The sequence below is a fragment of the Rhodococcus sp. NPDC055024 genome (assembly GCF_053608585.1).
This window is the reverse complement of the sequence record NZ_JBSGVT010000001.1, coordinates 401,124-417,992: the sequence shown is the minus strand read 5'-3', so window position 1 is coordinate 417,992 and position 16,869 is coordinate 401,124. Positions and strand designations below refer to the sequence as shown.

Here is a 16,869-nt window from a genome sequence, read left to right as displayed (position 1 = left end):
GAACTGCAGAATTCTCTCTGTGACTTCTGAGACCGCTCTCCCCGAATCAGGCCCACAGCAGGTGAGCCAGCCGCGCTTTCACCGCGCCTGGTCCGTCGCGATCGTGGCGTTCCTGGCATTGGTCGGTGCAGCGAGCTTCCGCGCCGCCCCTTCGGTGCTGATCGATCCGCTGCACGAGGATTTCGGTTGGTCGCGCGCCAGCATCTCCGCCGCAGTCTCGGTCAACCTGATTCTGTACGGGCTGACCTCGCCGTTCGCCGCTGCCTTGATGGAGAGGTTCGGTATCCGGGCGGTCGTCACCTCGGCATTGGCGCTCATCTCACTCGGCAGTGGTCTCACGATATTCATGACCTCGAGTTGGCAGCTCATCCTGCTGTGGGGCGTCTTTGTCGGCCTCGGTACGGGTTCGATGGCGCTCGCGTTTGTTGCCACCATCGTCGATCGGTGGTTCGTCGAGAAGCGCGGACTTGTGACCGGCATCCTCACCGCCGGTGGTGCGGCCGGTCAGCTGGTGTTCCTGCCCGTCCTTGCGAAGATCGCCGAAACCTACGACTGGAAGAGCGTCGCATTCACTGTCTCGTTCGCCGCACTGGCCGTCGTGCCGTTCGTTCTGCTGTTCCTGCGCAACTATCCGTCCGACGTGGGTGCGACGCCCTACGGCGCGCCCGCCGATTACACCCCACCGGCCAAGCCTGTTTACCAGCGCGGGGGTGCCGGAGCCCGCGCGATCTCGGTGCTGGTCATGGCGTCGAAGACCAAGGTGTTCTGGCTTCTCGCCGGTACCTTCGCGATCTGCGGCGCAAGCACCAACGGCCTGATCGGAACGCACTTCGTTCCGGCGTCGCACGATCACGGAATGCCGATCACCACGGCCGCGTCACTGTTGGCATTGATCGGAATCCTCGACATGGTCGGCACCATCGCTTCGGGTTGGTTCACCGACCGGATGGACTCGCGAAAACTTCTTGGCATCTACTACCTGTTCCGCGGAATCTCGCTGCTCTTTCTGCCCTTGCTGCTCGCCAACACCGTGAATCCGCCGATGATCGCGTTTGTCATCTTCTACGGGCTCGATTGGGTGGCGACGGTTCCGCCGACCGTCGCTCTGTGCCGTCAGCACTTCGGCGCCGACGCTCCCATCGTGTTCGGTTGGGTGCTGGCATCCCATCAGATCGGTGCGGGTCTGGTGGCCTTCTTGGCCGGTCTCGTTCGCGACCAGATCGGCTCGTACGACGCCGCGTTCTTCGTGGCCGGCGCGCTGTGTGCGATCGCTGCAGTCATGTCGTTGTTGATCGCAAAACGTCCGAAAGAGGCAGTATTGGTTGACTCTGTCTGATTCGGCACTGTGATCGGTACCACCGACGGGGTAAGTTGTGTGTAACTCCAAGAACTACTCACCAGTAGGGGTACTGAAATGCCTGCTCCGTCCGCTGCGACCTTCTCGCGGCTCGCCGATCTGATCGCCATCGACAATGTTGCCGATCGCCCGACGAAGTCCATCACCGAGGTGTTCACCGGCAAAGAGCTGGCGACCATCCCCGTCGGCACCGCCGACGACGCACTTGCGGCCATCGCCCGTGCGCGCGTCGCCCAGAAGGAATGGGCCAAGCGCTCAGTCCTCGATCGCGCTGCCGTCTTCCACCGCTACCGCGACCTCATCCTCGAGAACCGCGACGCACTCATGGACATGGCTCAGGCCGAGACCGGAAAGTCGCGTACCGCAGCTCAGGAAGAAGTCCTCGACATCTCGATGACGTCGCGTCACTACGCACGCGTGGCGCCGAAGCTGCTGCGTCCGCGTCGCGTCTCCGGCATGCTCCCGGGCCTGACGAAGACCGTCGTCCGCTACCAGCCCAAGGGTGTCGTCGGCGTCATCTCGCCGTGGAACTACCCGATGACGCTGGCCGTGTCCGACGCCATCGCCGCGCTGCTCGCCGGTAACGCCGTTGTCCTCAAGCCGGACAGCCAGACGCCGTACTGCGCGCTCGCCTGCGTCGAACTGCTCTACAAGGCGGGCCTGCCCCGCGACCTTTTCGCCGTGGTTCCCGGACCGGGCTCCGTCGTCGGCACCGCGCTGGTCGAGAACACCGACTACCTCATGTTCACCGGCTCCACCGCGACCGGTCAGCTCCTCGCCGAGCAGGCCGGCCGTCGACTGATCGGCTTCTCCGCCGAACTCGGTGGCAAGAACCCGATGATCGTCGCCGCCGGCGCAGACCTGCGCGAGGTCACCGACGCCGCTGTACGTGCGTGCTTCTCCAACTCCGGTCAGCTGTGCATCTCCATCGAGCGCATCTACGTCGAAGAGTCCATCGCACCCGAGTTCATCCGCATGTTCGGTGATCGCGTCAAGAAGATGAACCTCGCCGCCGGTTACGAATTCGGAATCGAGATGGGCAGCCTCGTCTCCGAGGCACAGGTCAAGGCAATCTCCGCTCATGTCGACGACGCAGTCGTCAAGGGCGCCACCGTCATTGCCGGCGGCAAGGCCCGCCCGGACATCGGACCGCTGTTCTACGAGCCCACCCTGCTCACCGGGGTTCCCGAGGACGCCGAGTGCTACCGCGACGAAACCTTCGGGCCGCTCGTCTCGATTTACCCGGTCAAGGACGTCGAAGAGGCCATCGCTCAGGCCAACGACACCGAATACGGCCTCAACGCCAGTGTGTGGGCGGGAAGTAAGGCTGCCGGTGAAGCCATCGCAGCGCGCATTCACGCCGGCACCGTCAACGTCGACGAGGGTTACGCTCCCACCTGGGGCAGCACCGCTGCACCGATGGGCGGCATGGGTGTCTCGGGCGTCGGTCGTCGTCACGGCGCCGAGGGTCTGATCAAGTACACCGAACCGCAGACCGTTGCCACCACTCGCGTCATGAATCTCGGTGGACCGCGCGGACTTCCGGCCAAGGTGTGGGCGAAGCTCATGCCTCACGCCATCAAGATCATGTCCTGGGTTCCGGGCCGGTAACGGGTGGAAACCGCCAGCGCCTACATCGAGGCAACGCCGGTATCGGTGTGGAAGGTTGTCAGCGACATCGAGGGTATGGGTCGCTTCAGTCCTGAAAACACCGGCGGCACGTGGACTTCCGGAACTCCGGGCACTGTGGGTGCAAAGTTCAAGGGCACCAACAAGCATGGTCTGATTCGCTGGAGCACGCACTGCACGGTGGTCGACGTCGTCGACTGCCGGACGTTCTCCTTCGAATCGGACGAGCCGAAAGCGCGGTGGACCTATGTGCTCGAGCCTTCGGGAACGGGCACTGTGCTCACCGAGACTCGTGAGATCTACGCGACGCCTGCGCTTTACGTGCGCATGATGTCGGGTAGCGGCCTGCTCGGTCGGGGTCGAGATCAGCTGATGCAAACCGGAATGGAAACCACTCTGGCGCGCATCAAGGCGTTTCTGGAGAGCTAGAAACTGACACAAGTGGGGCTGCACTCGATTCGAGTGCGGCCCCACTCCTGTTGTTGGAGATCTAGTTTGCAGTGCTGATGAGCGCAGCGTCGATGAGCGCGGTGTAGACACGCTCCGGTTCTTCGGCGATGCGATTGAGTACGTACAGCCACCACTGTGTTCCGAAGATGACGTATTCGCGTGTGGTGAAGCCCGCTGCTCGGAGGGCGTCCAGCTGCTCGGTGCCGAGGCCGAGCAGCATCTCGAACTCGACGTGCTCGCCTCTGAGCTTCGAATCATGCTCGGCGCGTAACGCTTCGAGGATGTCGCGGTCATGCGTCGCGATGGAAACCTGGTGACCCGAGTCGACGATCCGGGCTGCGTAGTCGAGATACGCGTCGCGCAGTTCGGCACTACCGCGCGGGTAGGCGACGGATTCGGATTCGAGGAAGGCGCCCTTCACGAGCCGGATGCGGCCGGGTCGGTCGAGCAGCGCGGCGAGATCCTTTGCGGTGCGGTGCAGTCGGGCCTGAACGGTGATCCCCACGTGAGTGAACCGCTCGGCCAGTCGCGCGTGCATATCGAGGACCAGGGCGGTGCGGTCGGACGCTTCGGCGGAGATGATCAGCTCAGCACCGGCGCGTTCCGTGGTCTCGGCCAGGCGCACGACATTGCGAAAGCACTGCTCCGGATCGATCACCAAGCCGATGTGCGAGAGGTCGAACGACACGGTGCTGTCCACGCCCGATGTTCCGATCCGTTCCGCCAATTCCACGAACACATCGGTTTCGGCGTTCGCGAGTTCGGGATCCCGGACGCTTTCCCCGGTGTATTCGATGCTCGCCTTGTGTCCTCGCGCGAAGATCGAGGGGAGGCGGTCGAAAGCGTCGTCGATGGTTTCGCCGCCGATGTAGCGAGCGGCGACCTTCCGTGCGAGTGCTGCCGTCGCAGCGTCCGCCATGGTGCGTTCTTTCAGGGATTCGTCGAGTGCGAGGCGGCGAAGGACGTCCGCGGCCTGGGCTTGTAGATCCGTGTTCACGGCTTCAGCGTATCCGGACGAGGGTGCGGGAATTAATCTCCGGACCCTTGCGTTCGATCTATTGTCGATATATCGTCGATACGTCAAACAAACACAGACAGTCCAGGAGGACAACATGTACGCCCCACACAACAACCCAGAAATGCAAGAACGTCGCGAGCATGGCCGCCGAGGCCCGCATCGTGGACACGGTTTCCGTCGAGGATTCGAGGGAGAGCGACCCGAGGGTCGCTTCGAAGACCGAGAAGAAGGACGCCCCGAAGGCCGACGCAGCCGCGGCGGTCAGCGTGGATTCGGCCGGCCCGACCAGCGCGGATTCGGCCGGCCCGACCAGCGCGGATTCGGCCGGCCCGACCAGCGTGGATTCGGTCGAACCGACCAGCGCGGACACGGCCGCTCTCACTTCGGTGAAGCCGGCGCAACTCTCCGCCCCGCGATGGGTCTACTCCGAGGTGCCGCCGTCGCGGTAGCCGCAGGTGGGACCGCTGAGCAGGTAGCCAAGGCAGAGGCAATCCTTGCCGAGGCACGCCGAGCACTGTTCGAGATGCTGGCGGAAAAGCCGGCCGATGTACAACCGACTGACGCAGAAGCTACAGCCGCAGAATCTACCGACACACTGCCGGCAGAGTGATCACGGCGCTCAGGCGCCGACGGTGACTTCCTCGCTGTTCATGCCGGAAACGTGGCCGTCGGCGCCCTCTCGCCAGTACCCGACAACATTGTGCTTGTCGCGAGCAATTCCTCGAACTTCCCTCAGATGCTTACGAATACGACGGCTGGTTGCGCTTTCGCACGCCACCCACGCGTAGACGTCGGCCGTTTCGGATTCGGGAAACTCGACCTTCTCCACAGCTTCGAAGAGCGCGCTCGGCGCCTTTCCGAGGCCACTCCCCACGAGCCACGTGTACGTGACATCGCCGCGAGTGACAAGTTCCTGTCGATCCTCTTCGGTTTCGACCTCGATGATCGCTTGTGCGACATCGCCTTCACGAAGTTCTTCGACAATCCTGCCCAGTCCGGGGAGACCCGTGGCGTCTGCGACCAGCAGCTGCCAGCGAGGACCCGCCGGAGCTTGGTAATGGGAACGAGAACTGTCCGACCAGAAGACGCCGAGTAGGTGACCTGGTTCGGCCCGCAGGGCCCAATCTGCTGCAATACCGCCAGGGTGCACGACGAAGTCGATGTCCAGACGTCGGCCGCCGTCGTGCACCTTGCGCACGGTGTAATGCCGCCACGGTGGCTCGGTTCCGAGGTCGGCCTTGCCGTAGTCGGGATTGTTGAAGTAGTCGTATTCTGCTTCTGTTTCACCGGGTTTCGGGAACGCGAGGTCGATGCGCTCGTCGCCCTGTCCGCCGGTCGGCCAGTGCCAGTCGCCTTCTGCCTCGATGCTGATTCGCCGCATGTGCGGGGTCAGAGACGTGACGGTGACAACGCGGGCGGGTTCACAGAAAGACATGCCTCGACCCTATGGGTCCTGCGTGTCGAAGTGGAGACAGATGCTGTCGCAAGACGGACACCGGTAGATCGAACACTGCTTTCCGACAAAGACGAGGTCGGAAAGCCATGAACGGCCTGTGTCGTTCACAACCAAGGTGGAGGAGTCCCGAGGGCTTCCACGCTCCCTAATCCGACAGCTCCACGGCCGGCCGCCCACCTCACCACGGCCGGTAACGGGCCGACAACAGTAGTCCGTGGGGCCGAATCCGTTTGCACGGAAATGGTCGAAGATCCGTCCACAGCTAAGTCGAGCTCACAACCTAGGCCATTGTGACGCCACGTTCCGACGATATCGGTCAGGAGGGAGTCGAGGACGACCTGCGGGAAATCGCCGAACCGACCGCCGTTACCGAGGTCGACAGCGTGGACCCACACTTCACGGCTGCGCATCCATACAGTCTCCGACACCGGTACCAATCGTCCTCGAGCGGTGCGCACTTGCGCATTCCAGGCAGAATCGGGGAGATGGCGCCACTTCTCGTCGAGTCGAGCGACTGTGTGGTCGAACAGATTTCGCAGCGCTGCAGCGCTGAGTGTTGCGCCTTCCTTGATCTCTCGACCGCGCTGGGCGGTGGATTCGTACATCGGGGTCTCGTCTCCGGTGGCCGCCCAGTCCAGCAGTCGGCACAAGGCCGCCGCGTTGTATCCGACGTGAGCGAGCAGGTGTCGACGAGACCAACTGTTCAATATCGACGGTGCGGACAGTTGACTGTCGGTGAGTGCAGCTAATCGTTGCGCGAAGTACGCCGTGCCGCGTCGAGCTATCGACAATTGCTCAGGTAGTGACAGTTCGTGAAAGTTTTCCATTGTTCTACTTGACTGTTCTACTTGACGATCGTCTTGTTTTTCACAGATCCGAGTCCGTCGACTGTGACCTCGACAGTCTGCCCGTCCTGGATGTACCGCTCGGGTTTACGCGCGTGTCCGACACCACCGGACGTCCCTGTAATGATGACGTCGCCTGGTTGCAGGGTAACGATGTGCGAGATGTACTCCACCAGCTTTGCCGGGGTGAAGACTAGATCGTCGGTCGTCGCGGACTGCATGACCTCGCCGTCGAGACGAGTTTCGATGCGAGAACCCAGTACATAGTCCGTGACCAAGTGGGGTCCGAATCCACTGGTGCTCTGAAAGGTCTTGCCCTGGTCCCACTGCAGCGTGCGGTATTGGTAGTCGCGCATGGTGTAGTCGTTGATCACCGAGTAGCCGGCGATGTATTCGTTCGCATCGTTTTCAGTGACCTGGTAGGCACGTTTCCCGATTGCGAAGGCAAGCTCGGCTTCCCAATCGAGCTGCGCGGCTGCGTATTCAGGAACGATGACGTCGTCGTACGGGCCGGTGAGTGCTTCGGCAAACTTGGCGAACAACGTCGGGTATCGAGGCAACTCGCGGCCCATCTCCTTGATATGGGTCGCATAGTTGAGGCCTACGCAGACGATTTTGCCGGGACGCGGGAGCACGGGGGAATAGTCGGTGCTGTCGTCGAGGTCGAGAATTCTGCCGGATGCGTTCTGAGCGATGTTCTTCCAGTCCGAGTCGGATAGCAGCGCGGACAGGTCCGCGTAACCGTCCACAATGGTGGCGGAGGTGGCGCTGTCGACGCGCGCGGCGACGGTGCCACCGCCGAGACGAATAGTGGCGAGCTTCACGAGTTTTCATGCTCCTTCGGAGAATTGGGTGCGATCGAGGTTTAGACGTTCGATGACGGGCGCATCGGAGAATGCAAACAGGTCGAACTGGCTGTCGGCTTCGATTAACCATTGTGTCCATGACGGGACCACGAAGAGGTCGCCCTTGGAGAGCGCGTGCACCTGGTCCTCGAGATGCACGCGGCCCGAGCCGTCGAATACTTGGAAGACGGCGGATCCGACGTCGCGTCTCGCGCGCGTGTGGGAGCCGGCACGGAGTCGGTGGAACTCGGCCCGAATGGTCGGAAGCACGTCACCACCGGTCGTCGGATTCGTGAAGCGGATCGCAGCATGCCCGGGCTCGGTGGTCGCTGCATATCCCTCGTCTTCGAGTGCCAACTGCTCGCGTAGCGCCGCGTCGGTATGCTCCCACCGATAGGCTGCTATCGGTGAGGAAGTTTTGGCGTCCAGACCCACCAAAGGCCTGAGACCTGGATGAGCCCACAATCGTTCCGAACGTGATATCTCCGGGGTGGACTCGTCGGTGACTCCGTCGGATCCGAACTCGAAAAATCCGGCGTCCGTGTAATGCACCAATGGAATGTCGAGTCCGTCAATCCAAGCCATGGGACCATCAGTGTCGTTGTGGTGGCCGTGGAAGTGCCATCCGGGAGTGAGCAAGAAGTCCCCCCGGCGCATGGCAACCGGGTCGCCGTTGACGGTCGTCCACACCCCCTCGCCTTCGACGACGAAGCGAAAGGCATTCTGGGCGTGTCGATGTTCGGGTGCTGTTTCCCTCGGTCCAAGATACTGAATCGCCGCCCACAGTGTCGGTGAGATGTACGGAACGCCGGGCAGGCCCGGATTCGCGAGGGCGATCGCCCGCCGTTCTCCGCCGCGCCCTACCGGCACCAGGTTGCCCGCGCGCTGCGCCAAGGGATGCAGAGTTGCCCATTTCCACACGTACGGAACGGCTTTAGGTCTCGGCCTGATCGGCATCAAACTGCCAAGCTGGGTCCACAGCGGTTCCAGGTGCTCGGATTCGAAGTCTTTGTAGAGCTGATACAGGTCGGGATTATCGACTGGTTCAGCATCAGAAGTGTGCATTGGAGGGATCCTTGTCGTCTGGACGCGGGAACACCGTCGGGTGTACCAGTGCGAGTGAGAGGTTGACGCTCCGCCGGATCGGGAGGGGTGCCGAAGGCGAGGAGCAGATATCAGTGAGCGACCGGTCCGACACCCGTTCCACCAACGGTCGCTCCCGAGGCGATGTTCTCCTCGGAATGAACGGGCGGGCGAATGAAGGCAAGGGCTACCGCCCCGAGTAGTACGACACCTCCGACGGCCGCATACAGACTCGATGCACTCCAGCCGGCATCCAGAAGTTTGCCCGCAGCGAGCGGAGCGAGGATTGCACCGACGCGGCCGATACCGATAGCCCACCCGACGCCGGTACCGCGAATTTGTGTCGGGTAGAGGGTAGGGCCAAGGGTGTACAGCCCAGCGATGCACCCGTACGACAGTCCTCCGAGGATGATGCCTACTGCAAATGCGAGGGGGAGGAAGGTCGTGGCGACGATGAACACCGCCATCGCGACGGAAGAAAGCACTGTGAACACGATGAGCAGGATTCTGGCGGACCAGCGGCTCGCGGCCACGCCGAAGGCGAGGGCGCCCACAGTACCGCCCAGGGTGAGCATCATGCCGGCCGTGGTGCTCTGTTGCTTTGTGAGGCCTGCGGTTTCGAGGAGACTCGGCGTCCAGCTCGTCACGAAGAAAGTACCGAAGAGAACTGAGAAGAAGGCAGTCCACAGTAGGAGTGTTGCGCGCGCGTTTTCGCCGGTGAACAGGTCAGAGATTCGGCCGGCAGGTTTCGGTGCATCAGTTGTGATGACGGGCAGGTTGTCAATTGGTTCGTATTTCATGCGCAATGCGATGCGGTTGATGCGATCGAGGGAGACGCGGTCTCGGCGTGAGTACAAGAAGTCTACGGACTCGGGTAGAAGAAATACCATTGTAAGGAGTGCGAACCCGGTGATGACGGCGCCGAAGACGAAGACGGACCGCCAACCGTGTTCGGATTGCAGAAAAACTGCGACGAGGCCGCCCAGCGTGGCACCGATTCCGTAGCCGGAGGTGTAGACGGCAATGGCGAGTCCTCGGCGCTTACGCGAAGAGAATTCGCTGGCAATCACGTTTGCACAGGCTAGGATTCCGCCTACTCCAAGTCCGGTGAGGAATCGATACATACCCAACTGGGTGGCGGAAATGGCGGTCGCGGAGAGGGCCATGCCGACGGTCGAGAGTGCGACTGAGGTGAGAACCATGGGTCGACGTCCGAGCTTGTCCGCCAGAGGGGACAGGACGAGAGCTCCCACCGCCATTCCTACCAGACCGCTGCTCAACAAAAGCCCGATCTGAGATGCGCTCAAACCGAATTCAGCGCCGATACTCTTGGCGGTGAATGCGAGAGCCATAACGTCGTAGCCGTCGATCATATTGAGAAGGACACACAGGCCGACGATCAGCCACTGATATGGCGCCATCGGAGATTCGTCGATTCGTTCACGTAAGTTCATCTGTCTGCTTTCTGTGTCAGGGGAGGTCGAGAGTGAGCACACCGATTGGGAGAGAGGATGATCGGCGGACAACGCGTGAGACGCAGACGCACATTCGACGCGACTCGCACTTTTGTTCCTCGTCGAGAAAAACATCGCGGTGGTCGATTTCACCGTCGAGGTCGATGACATTGACCCGGCACAGGCCGCACTCGCCTTTACGGCAGTCGTACATGACCTCGACGCCGCTGCGCTCGAGTGCGTCTAGGACGGATTCGTTTCTGCGCACTGTGGTCTCGGCGCCGAGGCGCGGGATTCGCACGACGAATTCCTCGGAGGGATATCGGCCGCTGTTCCCGAAGGTTTCGTAGCGCAGATTCGCCGCCGGTAAGTGTTCGTTGCGCCAAGCCTGCTGCACGGCGTCCATCAGACTGATCGGACCGCACATGTAGAGCTCGGTATCATGCGCGTCGTCGCAATCAGCCAATTCGGATACCAGCGTTTTGACGTCGACCGGGGTTCCTTCGTCGTCGATCTGGAGTCGAAGGCGTTCGCCATGTGCAGCAGTCAATTCCGGCAGAAAGGCCATGACTTCCCGTCGTCGCCCCAGGTAGATCAAGGTGTAGTCGGCGCCTTGCCGAGCCAGTGTTGCCGCCATTGCCACGAGAGCTGTGATTCCGATCCCACCCGCAAGGAGTACATATTTCTGCGCGCCGATCCGCAGCGGAAAATTCTGGAGGGGCCCGTTGATCTGGATTTCGTCTCCGCTTTGGAGGCTGTGCATGTATCTCGAACCTCCACGTGAAGTCGCGGATAGGTGAACGCCCAGAGTGAAAGTGCTTCCACCATTTGCACATTCCACGATCGAGTACGAGCGAATGCGGTCGGCGCCGATGCGGACGTCCAGGTGAGATCCGGGTTCGGCACGAATGGCGTGATCGGTCGAAATGACGATCCTTCGGATTCCATGAGCGGCGTCGTCGACTCTTTCGACCTGCCCCACACGCCAGGATTCGGTGTATCCCCTCATGTTAGATCACCGATTCCGTTGTGGCATTGGTTTTTTCAGAATCATTGCTGAGGGCGAGCTGTTGTTCTGCTTCGAGCATCCGCTCAATCAGCCGACGCGTCCACATGCCTCCGGCATCAATGTTCAGGCTGTAGAACTCGTAATCCGGGTTGGTGTCGATTGCTTTCTGTTGCGCGGCGAGCATGTCTTCGTCTTCGCCGAAGACGTGTGCGACGCCGTCACGAGTTCTGACGGTGATCACGTGACTGTCCAAACTCCAGTTACGCATGAACGCCCAGAAATAGTGTGCGGTTCTTTCGCTGGCGGGGGTGATGGTGTTCATGACGAAGCCGTTGATGCCCTGGCTGCGATCTCCTTCGGGTGCGCCGGTACCTGCTTTGGCAACTCCGACATCGATGCGGATCGTGCTCGGTGCTTGGTACTCGATGATCTGCCATCGATCGACCTTGCCCTCGAAGCCGGGGAACTTGTCGCGCATGTTCTGAAGCAGAAACGGCGGGGCGTCGACATTATGCATCCAACGAGTCATGGTGACGGTTCGATCGTCGTGCGTGACTTCGAAGTCGGATTCGCTGAGTTCGTTCTGTCCGATGCTCGAAGTGTGTACGAATTCCTCATGGGTGAGATCCATGAGATTGTCGATGATCAGCTGGTAGTTGGCGTCGACCTCGATTGTCCCCCCGTCGCCGGCCCATTCCGGGGAGTCCATTTGGAACATGTCGGGAATGGTGCTGGGGTCTGCGAGCAAGGGGTCACCGGTCCACACCCAGATGAAGCGGTGACGCTCGACGACGGGGTACGAGGTGATCATGGCGCTGGGGTTGATCGTCTTCTGTGCTGGCATAAAGGTGCATCGACCGGCGGAATTGAAGCGAAGGCCGTGGTAGGGGCATTGGATCTCGTCGCTTCCGACGAGCTTGCCCATGGAGAGTGGCGCCAGGCGATGCCAGCAGGCGTTCGCGACACCGACCGGTCGTCCGGTTGTGGTGCGGTAGAGGGCGAGGGGCTTTCCGGCGACATTGCGTGCGAGGATCTCGCCGCTGGTGACCTCGTGGGCCCAGGCTGCCGCGTACCAGGTGTTGAGCGGATAGGCCCTGACTTTGGCGGTTGTCCCAGTAGGTCCGAAATTGTTCATTGTGTGTGTCTCCCGAACTCGACAAACTAACTATCGACATAGTTAGTGAGTGACCGGCGCCACGTTATCTCTCGATGTAGTGTTTGGCAACAGCGATTTCGGAGAGGGTGGCAGTGAGGGGATGAGCCTTCGGTACGCATTGCTGGCGCTGCTGACGGCAGAACCGCTGACCGGTTACGACGCGGCAAAGCGGTTCAGTGGGTCTGTCGGGCATGTCTGGCACGCGCCGGACTCGCAGATCTACCCTGAATTGCGGCGTATGGAGCAGCACGGATTGGTTGAGGGCAAGCTCGTGCCCTGGGGTCCGAAGAGTACGAAGAAGCAGTATTCGATCACTGACGAGGGCATCGAAGCGTTTCGCGAATGGATGCGCACACCCATCGAGTACGCGCCCGCGCGCAACGTGCACCATCTCCAGGCGGCCTATTTCGAGTGGACCGACAGTGATCAGGCCCGAGCGCACCTCCGACATCACATCGAGTATCACACTGCCCAGCTCGCTCAGTGGAAGGTCATCCTCGGGAGTGTCCTCGATCGAACCAACGCGACGATGATCAAGAGAATCGAGAAATATTCATCGGATGAGCACGAGCGCATCGTGGCATTCAAAGCCTTTGCGTACGAAGGGATGATATCCCTGGCCCAGGCAGAAATCGACTGGGCTTTGAAAGGTTTGGACCTGATCGACGAGATGTCAGGTTCGACAGAAGTTCAATGAGACGCTGAAATGCGCAAAATAGACTGCTGTTCAGCGACTTTCGACATTTCGGGCAAAACGTCAGATCGAACCCAACTCCCGCGCACGGGCGACGGCCGACGTCCTCGACTTCACTCCCAACTTGCCGAAGATGTGGACCAGATGCGATTTGACCGTGGTCTCGCTGAGGAACAGTTCTTTGCCGATCTCTCGGTTGGACCGACCCGCCGCCACTAGCTTCAGAACTTCGATTTCCCTTGGGCTGAGGCTTGTTTCGGGCTTACGTACGCGGGTCATGAGCTTCGACGCGATCGCGGGGGAGAGAACGCTGTCCCCGCTCGCAGCGGCGCGGACGGCCGACAGCAACTCGACCGGTGGTGTGTCCTTGAGCAGGTATCCGCTGGCCCCTGCCTCGACGGCGCTCAAGATATCCGCGTCCGTGTCGTAGTTGGTCACGACGAGTACGTGCGGCGGATTCGGCAACGCGCACACCGCGCGGGTGGCGTCGACGCCCGTCTTCCCGGGGCCGAATCGCAGGTCCATCAGCACGAGGTCGACCGGCGTGGTGGCGCAGAAGGCTATGGCTTCCTCGGCGGTGCCCGCTTCGCCGACTACCTCGATGTCGGCTTCGCTTTCGAGCAGCGCTCGTAACCCGGCGCGCACGATCGCGTGATCGTCGGCGAGCAGCAGGCGGATCACTGTTCACCTACTTCGAGGGGAAACGTCACTGCGACGGCCGTGTGTCCCGGCTCGGACTCGATGGAGAAAGTCCCGCCCTGCAGTTCGACGCGTCGGCGAATTGCATTGAGACCAAAAGATTCCGCCGGCCCACGTTCGAGAACTGCCACGTCGAAGCCGCGACCGTTGTCGACCACGTCGAGGCTGACGGTATCGTCGGAATACGTCAGTGTCACAGCCATTCTGGTTGCATCCGCATGGCGGAGAACATTGGACACCGCACCCTGAGCGATGCGCACCAATGTTGCTTCGAGGGGCATCGGCAGCCGGACTGCCTCGCCTTCGACCACGGAGCGCGCTTCCAGTTCCGGGCTGCTCGCGCGTTCGCAGATTCGACGAAGCGCGTCGGCGAGCGACTGACCGTCGAGGGCCGCGGGTGTCAATTCGGCTATGAGTTGGCGGGTTTCGGCAAGACTGTCCGCGGCAGTTTCCCGTGCGAGGCTGATCTGCCGGATGGCCGGGCTGTCCGGATCGGCGCGTTCGGCAGCGTGAAGGAGCATCTGAATGCTCGAAAGTCCCTGGGCCACGGTGTCGTGGATCTCGGCGGCGAGTCTTTCACGTTCCGCGAATTTTCCGGCATCGCGGGACGTCGACGCCAATTCTTCACGGGTATTCATCAATTCGTCGATGAGACGTCCGCGCTCGGCTGCCTCGCGGTACAGCGCTTGATATCCGAGGCCGATTGCAACGGCTACGGCGGCGCCGATGATCGGACCGACGGCGCCGGCAATCGTCCATCCACGATGCAGGCCGGTGCCGATCACGGCGACAGCCGTTGCCGCGGTGACGGCGAGAAGGCTCCAGGGGCGTCGCAGAAGATGGAGATAGAGGAAGAAGAGTCCGAACGCGAGGTAGGCGGCGTCGGCGGATACCGCCATCGTCGCGATCCAGACGAGGGTCAGGATGGCCAGCCACCAGCGGGCAGCGTTGCCGCGCAACCTTTTGGCGACCCCGAACAGATAGACGGCGACAAAGATCACGGACAGTGCGGTGATGGTTGCGGTCAGGTCGGATTCGTCGATCAGCGCTCGGAGAAACACGACACCGGCCAACGCCATGACAAGGACATGCAGGCCCAGTTGTAGGCCGGCGAAGACAGGCGTGAGCGGAGATCTGTGCATCTCGCCCAGCTTAGCGAGGTTCGCCCTCGGATCATCCATCAAAAGTTGTAAACCGGGATGGTTCTTTCGAGCGCTGGAATGTCGATCCGAGGTGCGATGGAAAGAGTCTGCATCCGCGGGAGCGTAGAGGCAAGCACAGGAAAGGAATTCACAGTGTTTGTCGCAATGAGGGACTTACGGGCAGCGCGAGGTCGATTCGCGTTGATCTCCGTGGTGGTTCTGTTGGTTGCACTTCTGGTCAGTTTTCTCAGCGGATTGACTGCGGGACTTCGCCATCAGAACGTGTCCGCCATCGAGGCCATGAATGCCGACACGGTGGTGTTCGCCGACACCGGCGCGGGTGCGTCGTTCGACGAATCGGCGCTCACGCAGGACCAGGTCAACGCCTGGACCTCGACCTCGAAGGACGTCGATCCCGTTGGAATCGGCCGCGGGAAAGCAGGATTGGCCGGCGGAAATCAGAAGTCGGTCGCCCTGTTCGGTGCTGACGGCGGTTTCGGGGACGTGACGCCGTCAGCGCCAGGCACGGTGGTGCTGAGCGAAGGTGCCGCCCGCGATCTGGCGGCGAGCGCCGGCGATCAGGTGAGCGTCGGTACGCAGCAGTTCACCGTCAGCGCCGTTCGCGGTGACGACTGGTACAGCCATTCACCCGTCGTCTGGATGACGCTTGACGACTGGCAGGCGGCCAATCCGCGCGGCGGAGTCGCGACAGTGCTGGCTGTGAGCGGAGCCTCTGACGCTTCCGCAACTGACAAGTCGGCCGCGACGACGTCGACGACGGTCAGCGGTTCGCTCGACGCGATCGGTTCGTACAAGTCGGAGAACGGGTCGTTGACGTTGATGACGCTCATGTTGTTCGCGATCTCGGCCCTGGTGATCGGTGCGTTCTTCACGGTGTGGACGATCCAGCGAACCCCGGACATCGCGACGCTGAAAGCACTCGGCGCGACTACCGGTTCTCTGGTGCGCGACGCATTGGGTCAGGCACTCATCGTGTTGATCGCCGGAGTCACCGTCGGGATCGGGCTGACAGCGGTGGCCGGTTCGCTGATCGGTGACGCCATGCCGTTTGTCCTGGACGCATCTACGACCGTCGTACCTGCCGTGGCATTGATCGGACTCGGTCTGCTCGGCGCGGCCTTTGCACTTCGATTCCTCTCGACCACCGATCCACTCACAGCATTGGGGAGCGCACGATGACCATGACTACCGGCACCACAGTTCTCGACATCCAGAACGTCGACCTGACGTTTCCCGACGGGCAATCGCGGGTGACAGCGTTGGACGACGTGTCCCTGCGGCTGCACCGCGGCGAGATCGCCGCGATCACCGGGCCCTCGGGTTCGGGTAAGTCCAGCCTGTTGGCGGTGGCGTCGACCCTGATCCGTCCGGATTCCGGGCACGTCTACCTCCGGACGCCGGAGGGCAGCACCGACATTGCCGCGCTGAGTCGGCGGGCTGCGTCGGAGCTGCGACGCTCGTCGATCGGGATCGTCTTCCAGCAGTCCAACCTGGTGTCGTCGTTGACGGCACTGGAGCAGCTCGAGGTGATGGCGCATCTGGGGCAGTCCGTGTTCACGTCGCGGGCCCGTCGCAAGGCCGTGAAATCAAAAGCGATGGATTTGCTGGACGCTGTCGGACTGGCGGATCAGAGCGGAAAACGGCCGTCCCAGCTGTCGGGCGGGCAGCGGCAGCGGGTCAATCTCGCGCGGGCATTGATGAACGATCCGCAGCTTCTGGTGGTCGACGAGCCCACCAGCGCGCTCGATCAGGAGCGCGGTGCTGCCGTCATGGATCTGATCATCGGGGTGGTGCGGGAACACGAGGCGGCAACCCTTCTCGTGACACACGACCGAAGTCACCTGTCTCGGATGGATACTGTCTATCGTGTTGTTGACGGTTCCTTGGCGGAGGACCAGGAGGCGCTCGCGGCGTAACTCAGGCGGGCACGATTCGGGCATTCGTCACTGCATCCGGGCGGGAAGTCAACCCGCGATTTGCTGGGCAGTTAGACTGTTGTCGACTCGGGCAA

General features: G+C 61.8%; 18 protein-coding genes. 8 read left to right on the top strand and 10 right to left on the bottom strand.

Going from position 1 to position 16,869, the window contains the following annotated elements; genetic code table 11:
• Window positions 1-19 precede the first annotated feature (19 nt).
• The 3 genes from ACWF6P_RS01930 to ACWF6P_RS01920 all read left to right on the top strand — a co-directional run bounded on the left by ACWF6P_RS01930 (window position 20) and on the right by ACWF6P_RS01920 (window position 3,415).
• Window positions 20-1,336 carry an MFS transporter gene (locus tag ACWF6P_RS01930; protein WP_452619768.1) on the top strand — a complete coding sequence of 439 codons (1,317 nt, stop codon included), beginning with the start codon at window positions 20-22 and terminating at the stop codon, window positions 1,334-1,336.
• 78 nt (window positions 1,337-1,414) lie between these two features.
• On the top strand, window positions 1,415-2,968 hold the full coding sequence (locus tag ACWF6P_RS01925; RefSeq protein WP_095969378.1) for a succinic semialdehyde dehydrogenase: 1,554 nt from the start codon (window positions 1,415-1,417) through the stop codon (window positions 2,966-2,968).
• Between the two features lie 3 nt (window positions 2,969-2,971).
• Window positions 2,972-3,415, top strand: a complete 444-nt coding sequence (locus tag ACWF6P_RS01920; protein WP_452619767.1) for an SRPBCC family protein — start codon at window positions 2,972-2,974, stop codon at window positions 3,413-3,415.
• Window positions 3,416-3,476: 61 nt separating this feature from the next.
• Here ACWF6P_RS01920 and ACWF6P_RS01915 read toward each other — a convergent pair whose 3' ends face one another.
• Window positions 3,477-4,433: a proline dehydrogenase family protein gene (locus ACWF6P_RS01915; protein ID WP_452619766.1), complete on the bottom strand. Its 957-nt coding sequence runs from the start codon at window positions 4,431-4,433 to the stop codon at window positions 3,477-3,479.
• A 161-nt stretch (window positions 4,434-4,594) separates the two neighbouring features.
• On the opposite strand from ACWF6P_RS01915, the gene ACWF6P_RS01910 reads away from it, so the two are divergent.
• Both ACWF6P_RS01910 and ACWF6P_RS01905 read left to right on the top strand, forming a co-directional pair.
• Window positions 4,595-4,903, top strand: coding sequence for a hypothetical protein (locus ACWF6P_RS01910; protein WP_452619765.1), 309 nt, complete (start codon window positions 4,595-4,597; stop codon window positions 4,901-4,903).
• On the top strand, window positions 4,870-5,064 hold the full coding sequence (locus ACWF6P_RS01905; RefSeq protein ID WP_452619764.1) for a hypothetical protein: 195 nt from the start codon (window positions 4,870-4,872) through the stop codon (window positions 5,062-5,064). Before ACWF6P_RS01910 ends, ACWF6P_RS01905 begins: the two co-directional genes overlap by 34 nt.
• Window positions 5,065-5,073: 9 nt before the next feature.
• Here ACWF6P_RS01905 and ACWF6P_RS01900 read toward each other — a convergent pair whose 3' ends face one another.
• From ACWF6P_RS01900 to ACWF6P_RS01870, 7 genes are all read right to left on the bottom strand, one after another.
• Window positions 5,074-5,889 (bottom strand): siderophore-interacting protein, encoded by an 816-nt coding sequence (locus tag ACWF6P_RS01900; protein ID WP_283305732.1) that lies wholly within the window; start codon window positions 5,887-5,889, stop codon window positions 5,074-5,076.
• Window positions 5,890-6,014: 125 nt separating this feature from the next.
• Window positions 6,015-6,737 carry a maleylpyruvate isomerase family mycothiol-dependent enzyme gene (locus tag ACWF6P_RS01895; RefSeq protein WP_452619763.1) on the bottom strand — a complete coding sequence of 241 codons (723 nt, stop codon included), beginning with the start codon at window positions 6,735-6,737 and terminating at the stop codon, window positions 6,015-6,017.
• A gap of 17 nt (window positions 6,738-6,754) precedes the next feature.
• Window positions 6,755-7,579: a fumarylacetoacetate hydrolase family protein gene (locus ACWF6P_RS01890; RefSeq protein ID WP_452619762.1), complete on the bottom strand. Its 825-nt coding sequence runs from the start codon at window positions 7,577-7,579 to the stop codon at window positions 6,755-6,757.
• A 6-nt stretch (window positions 7,580-7,585) separates the two neighbouring features.
• A complete protein-coding gene (locus tag ACWF6P_RS01885) occupies window positions 7,586-8,665 on the bottom strand; it encodes a cupin domain-containing protein (protein ID WP_452619761.1) in 1,080 nt (359 codons plus the stop codon).
• A gap of 110 nt (window positions 8,666-8,775) precedes the next feature.
• The gene (locus ACWF6P_RS01880) at window positions 8,776-10,137 is read right to left on the bottom strand and encodes an MFS transporter (RefSeq protein ID WP_452619760.1); all 1,362 of its coding nucleotides are present in this window, start codon (window positions 10,135-10,137) and stop codon (window positions 8,776-8,778) included.
• Window positions 10,138-10,153: 16 nt separating this feature from the next.
• Window positions 10,154-11,146, bottom strand: coding sequence for a PDR/VanB family oxidoreductase (locus ACWF6P_RS01875; protein ID WP_452619759.1), 993 nt, complete (start codon window positions 11,144-11,146; stop codon window positions 10,154-10,156).
• Between the two features lies 1 nt (window position 11,147).
• Window positions 11,148-12,281 (bottom strand): aromatic ring-hydroxylating dioxygenase subunit alpha, encoded by a 1,134-nt coding sequence (locus ACWF6P_RS01870; protein WP_452619758.1) that lies wholly within the window; start codon window positions 12,279-12,281, stop codon window positions 11,148-11,150.
• A gap of 121 nt (window positions 12,282-12,402) precedes the next feature.
• Here ACWF6P_RS01870 and ACWF6P_RS01865 point away from each other — a divergent pair, with 121 nt between their 5' ends.
• Window positions 12,403-12,999 (top strand): PadR family transcriptional regulator, encoded by a 597-nt coding sequence (locus tag ACWF6P_RS01865; RefSeq protein ID WP_452620430.1) that lies wholly within the window; start codon window positions 12,403-12,405, stop codon window positions 12,997-12,999.
• 60 nt (window positions 13,000-13,059) lie between these two features.
• Here the strand turns inward: ACWF6P_RS01865 and ACWF6P_RS01860 are convergent, their stop codons facing one another.
• Window positions 13,060-13,677 (bottom strand): response regulator, encoded by a 618-nt coding sequence (locus ACWF6P_RS01860; protein ID WP_003943536.1) that lies wholly within the window; start codon window positions 13,675-13,677, stop codon window positions 13,060-13,062.
• Window positions 13,674-14,876 carry a sensor histidine kinase gene (locus tag ACWF6P_RS01855; protein WP_452619757.1) on the bottom strand — a complete coding sequence of 401 codons (1,203 nt, stop codon included), beginning with the start codon at window positions 14,874-14,876 and terminating at the stop codon, window positions 13,674-13,676. The genes ACWF6P_RS01860 and ACWF6P_RS01855 overlap by 4 nt, the downstream gene beginning before the upstream one ends.
• A 114-nt stretch (window positions 14,877-14,990) precedes the next feature.
• Here ACWF6P_RS01855 and ACWF6P_RS01850 point away from each other — a divergent pair, with 114 nt between their 5' ends.
• Window positions 14,991-16,037 carry an ABC transporter permease gene (locus ACWF6P_RS01850; RefSeq protein ID WP_452619756.1) on the top strand — a complete coding sequence of 349 codons (1,047 nt, stop codon included), beginning with the start codon at window positions 14,991-14,993 and terminating at the stop codon, window positions 16,035-16,037.
• Window positions 16,034-16,774: an ABC transporter ATP-binding protein gene (locus ACWF6P_RS01845; RefSeq protein ID WP_214887181.1), complete on the top strand. Its 741-nt coding sequence runs from the start codon at window positions 16,034-16,036 to the stop codon at window positions 16,772-16,774. The genes ACWF6P_RS01850 and ACWF6P_RS01845 overlap by 4 nt, the downstream gene beginning before the upstream one ends.
• The last annotated feature ends 95 nt before the right edge of the window (window positions 16,775-16,869 follow it).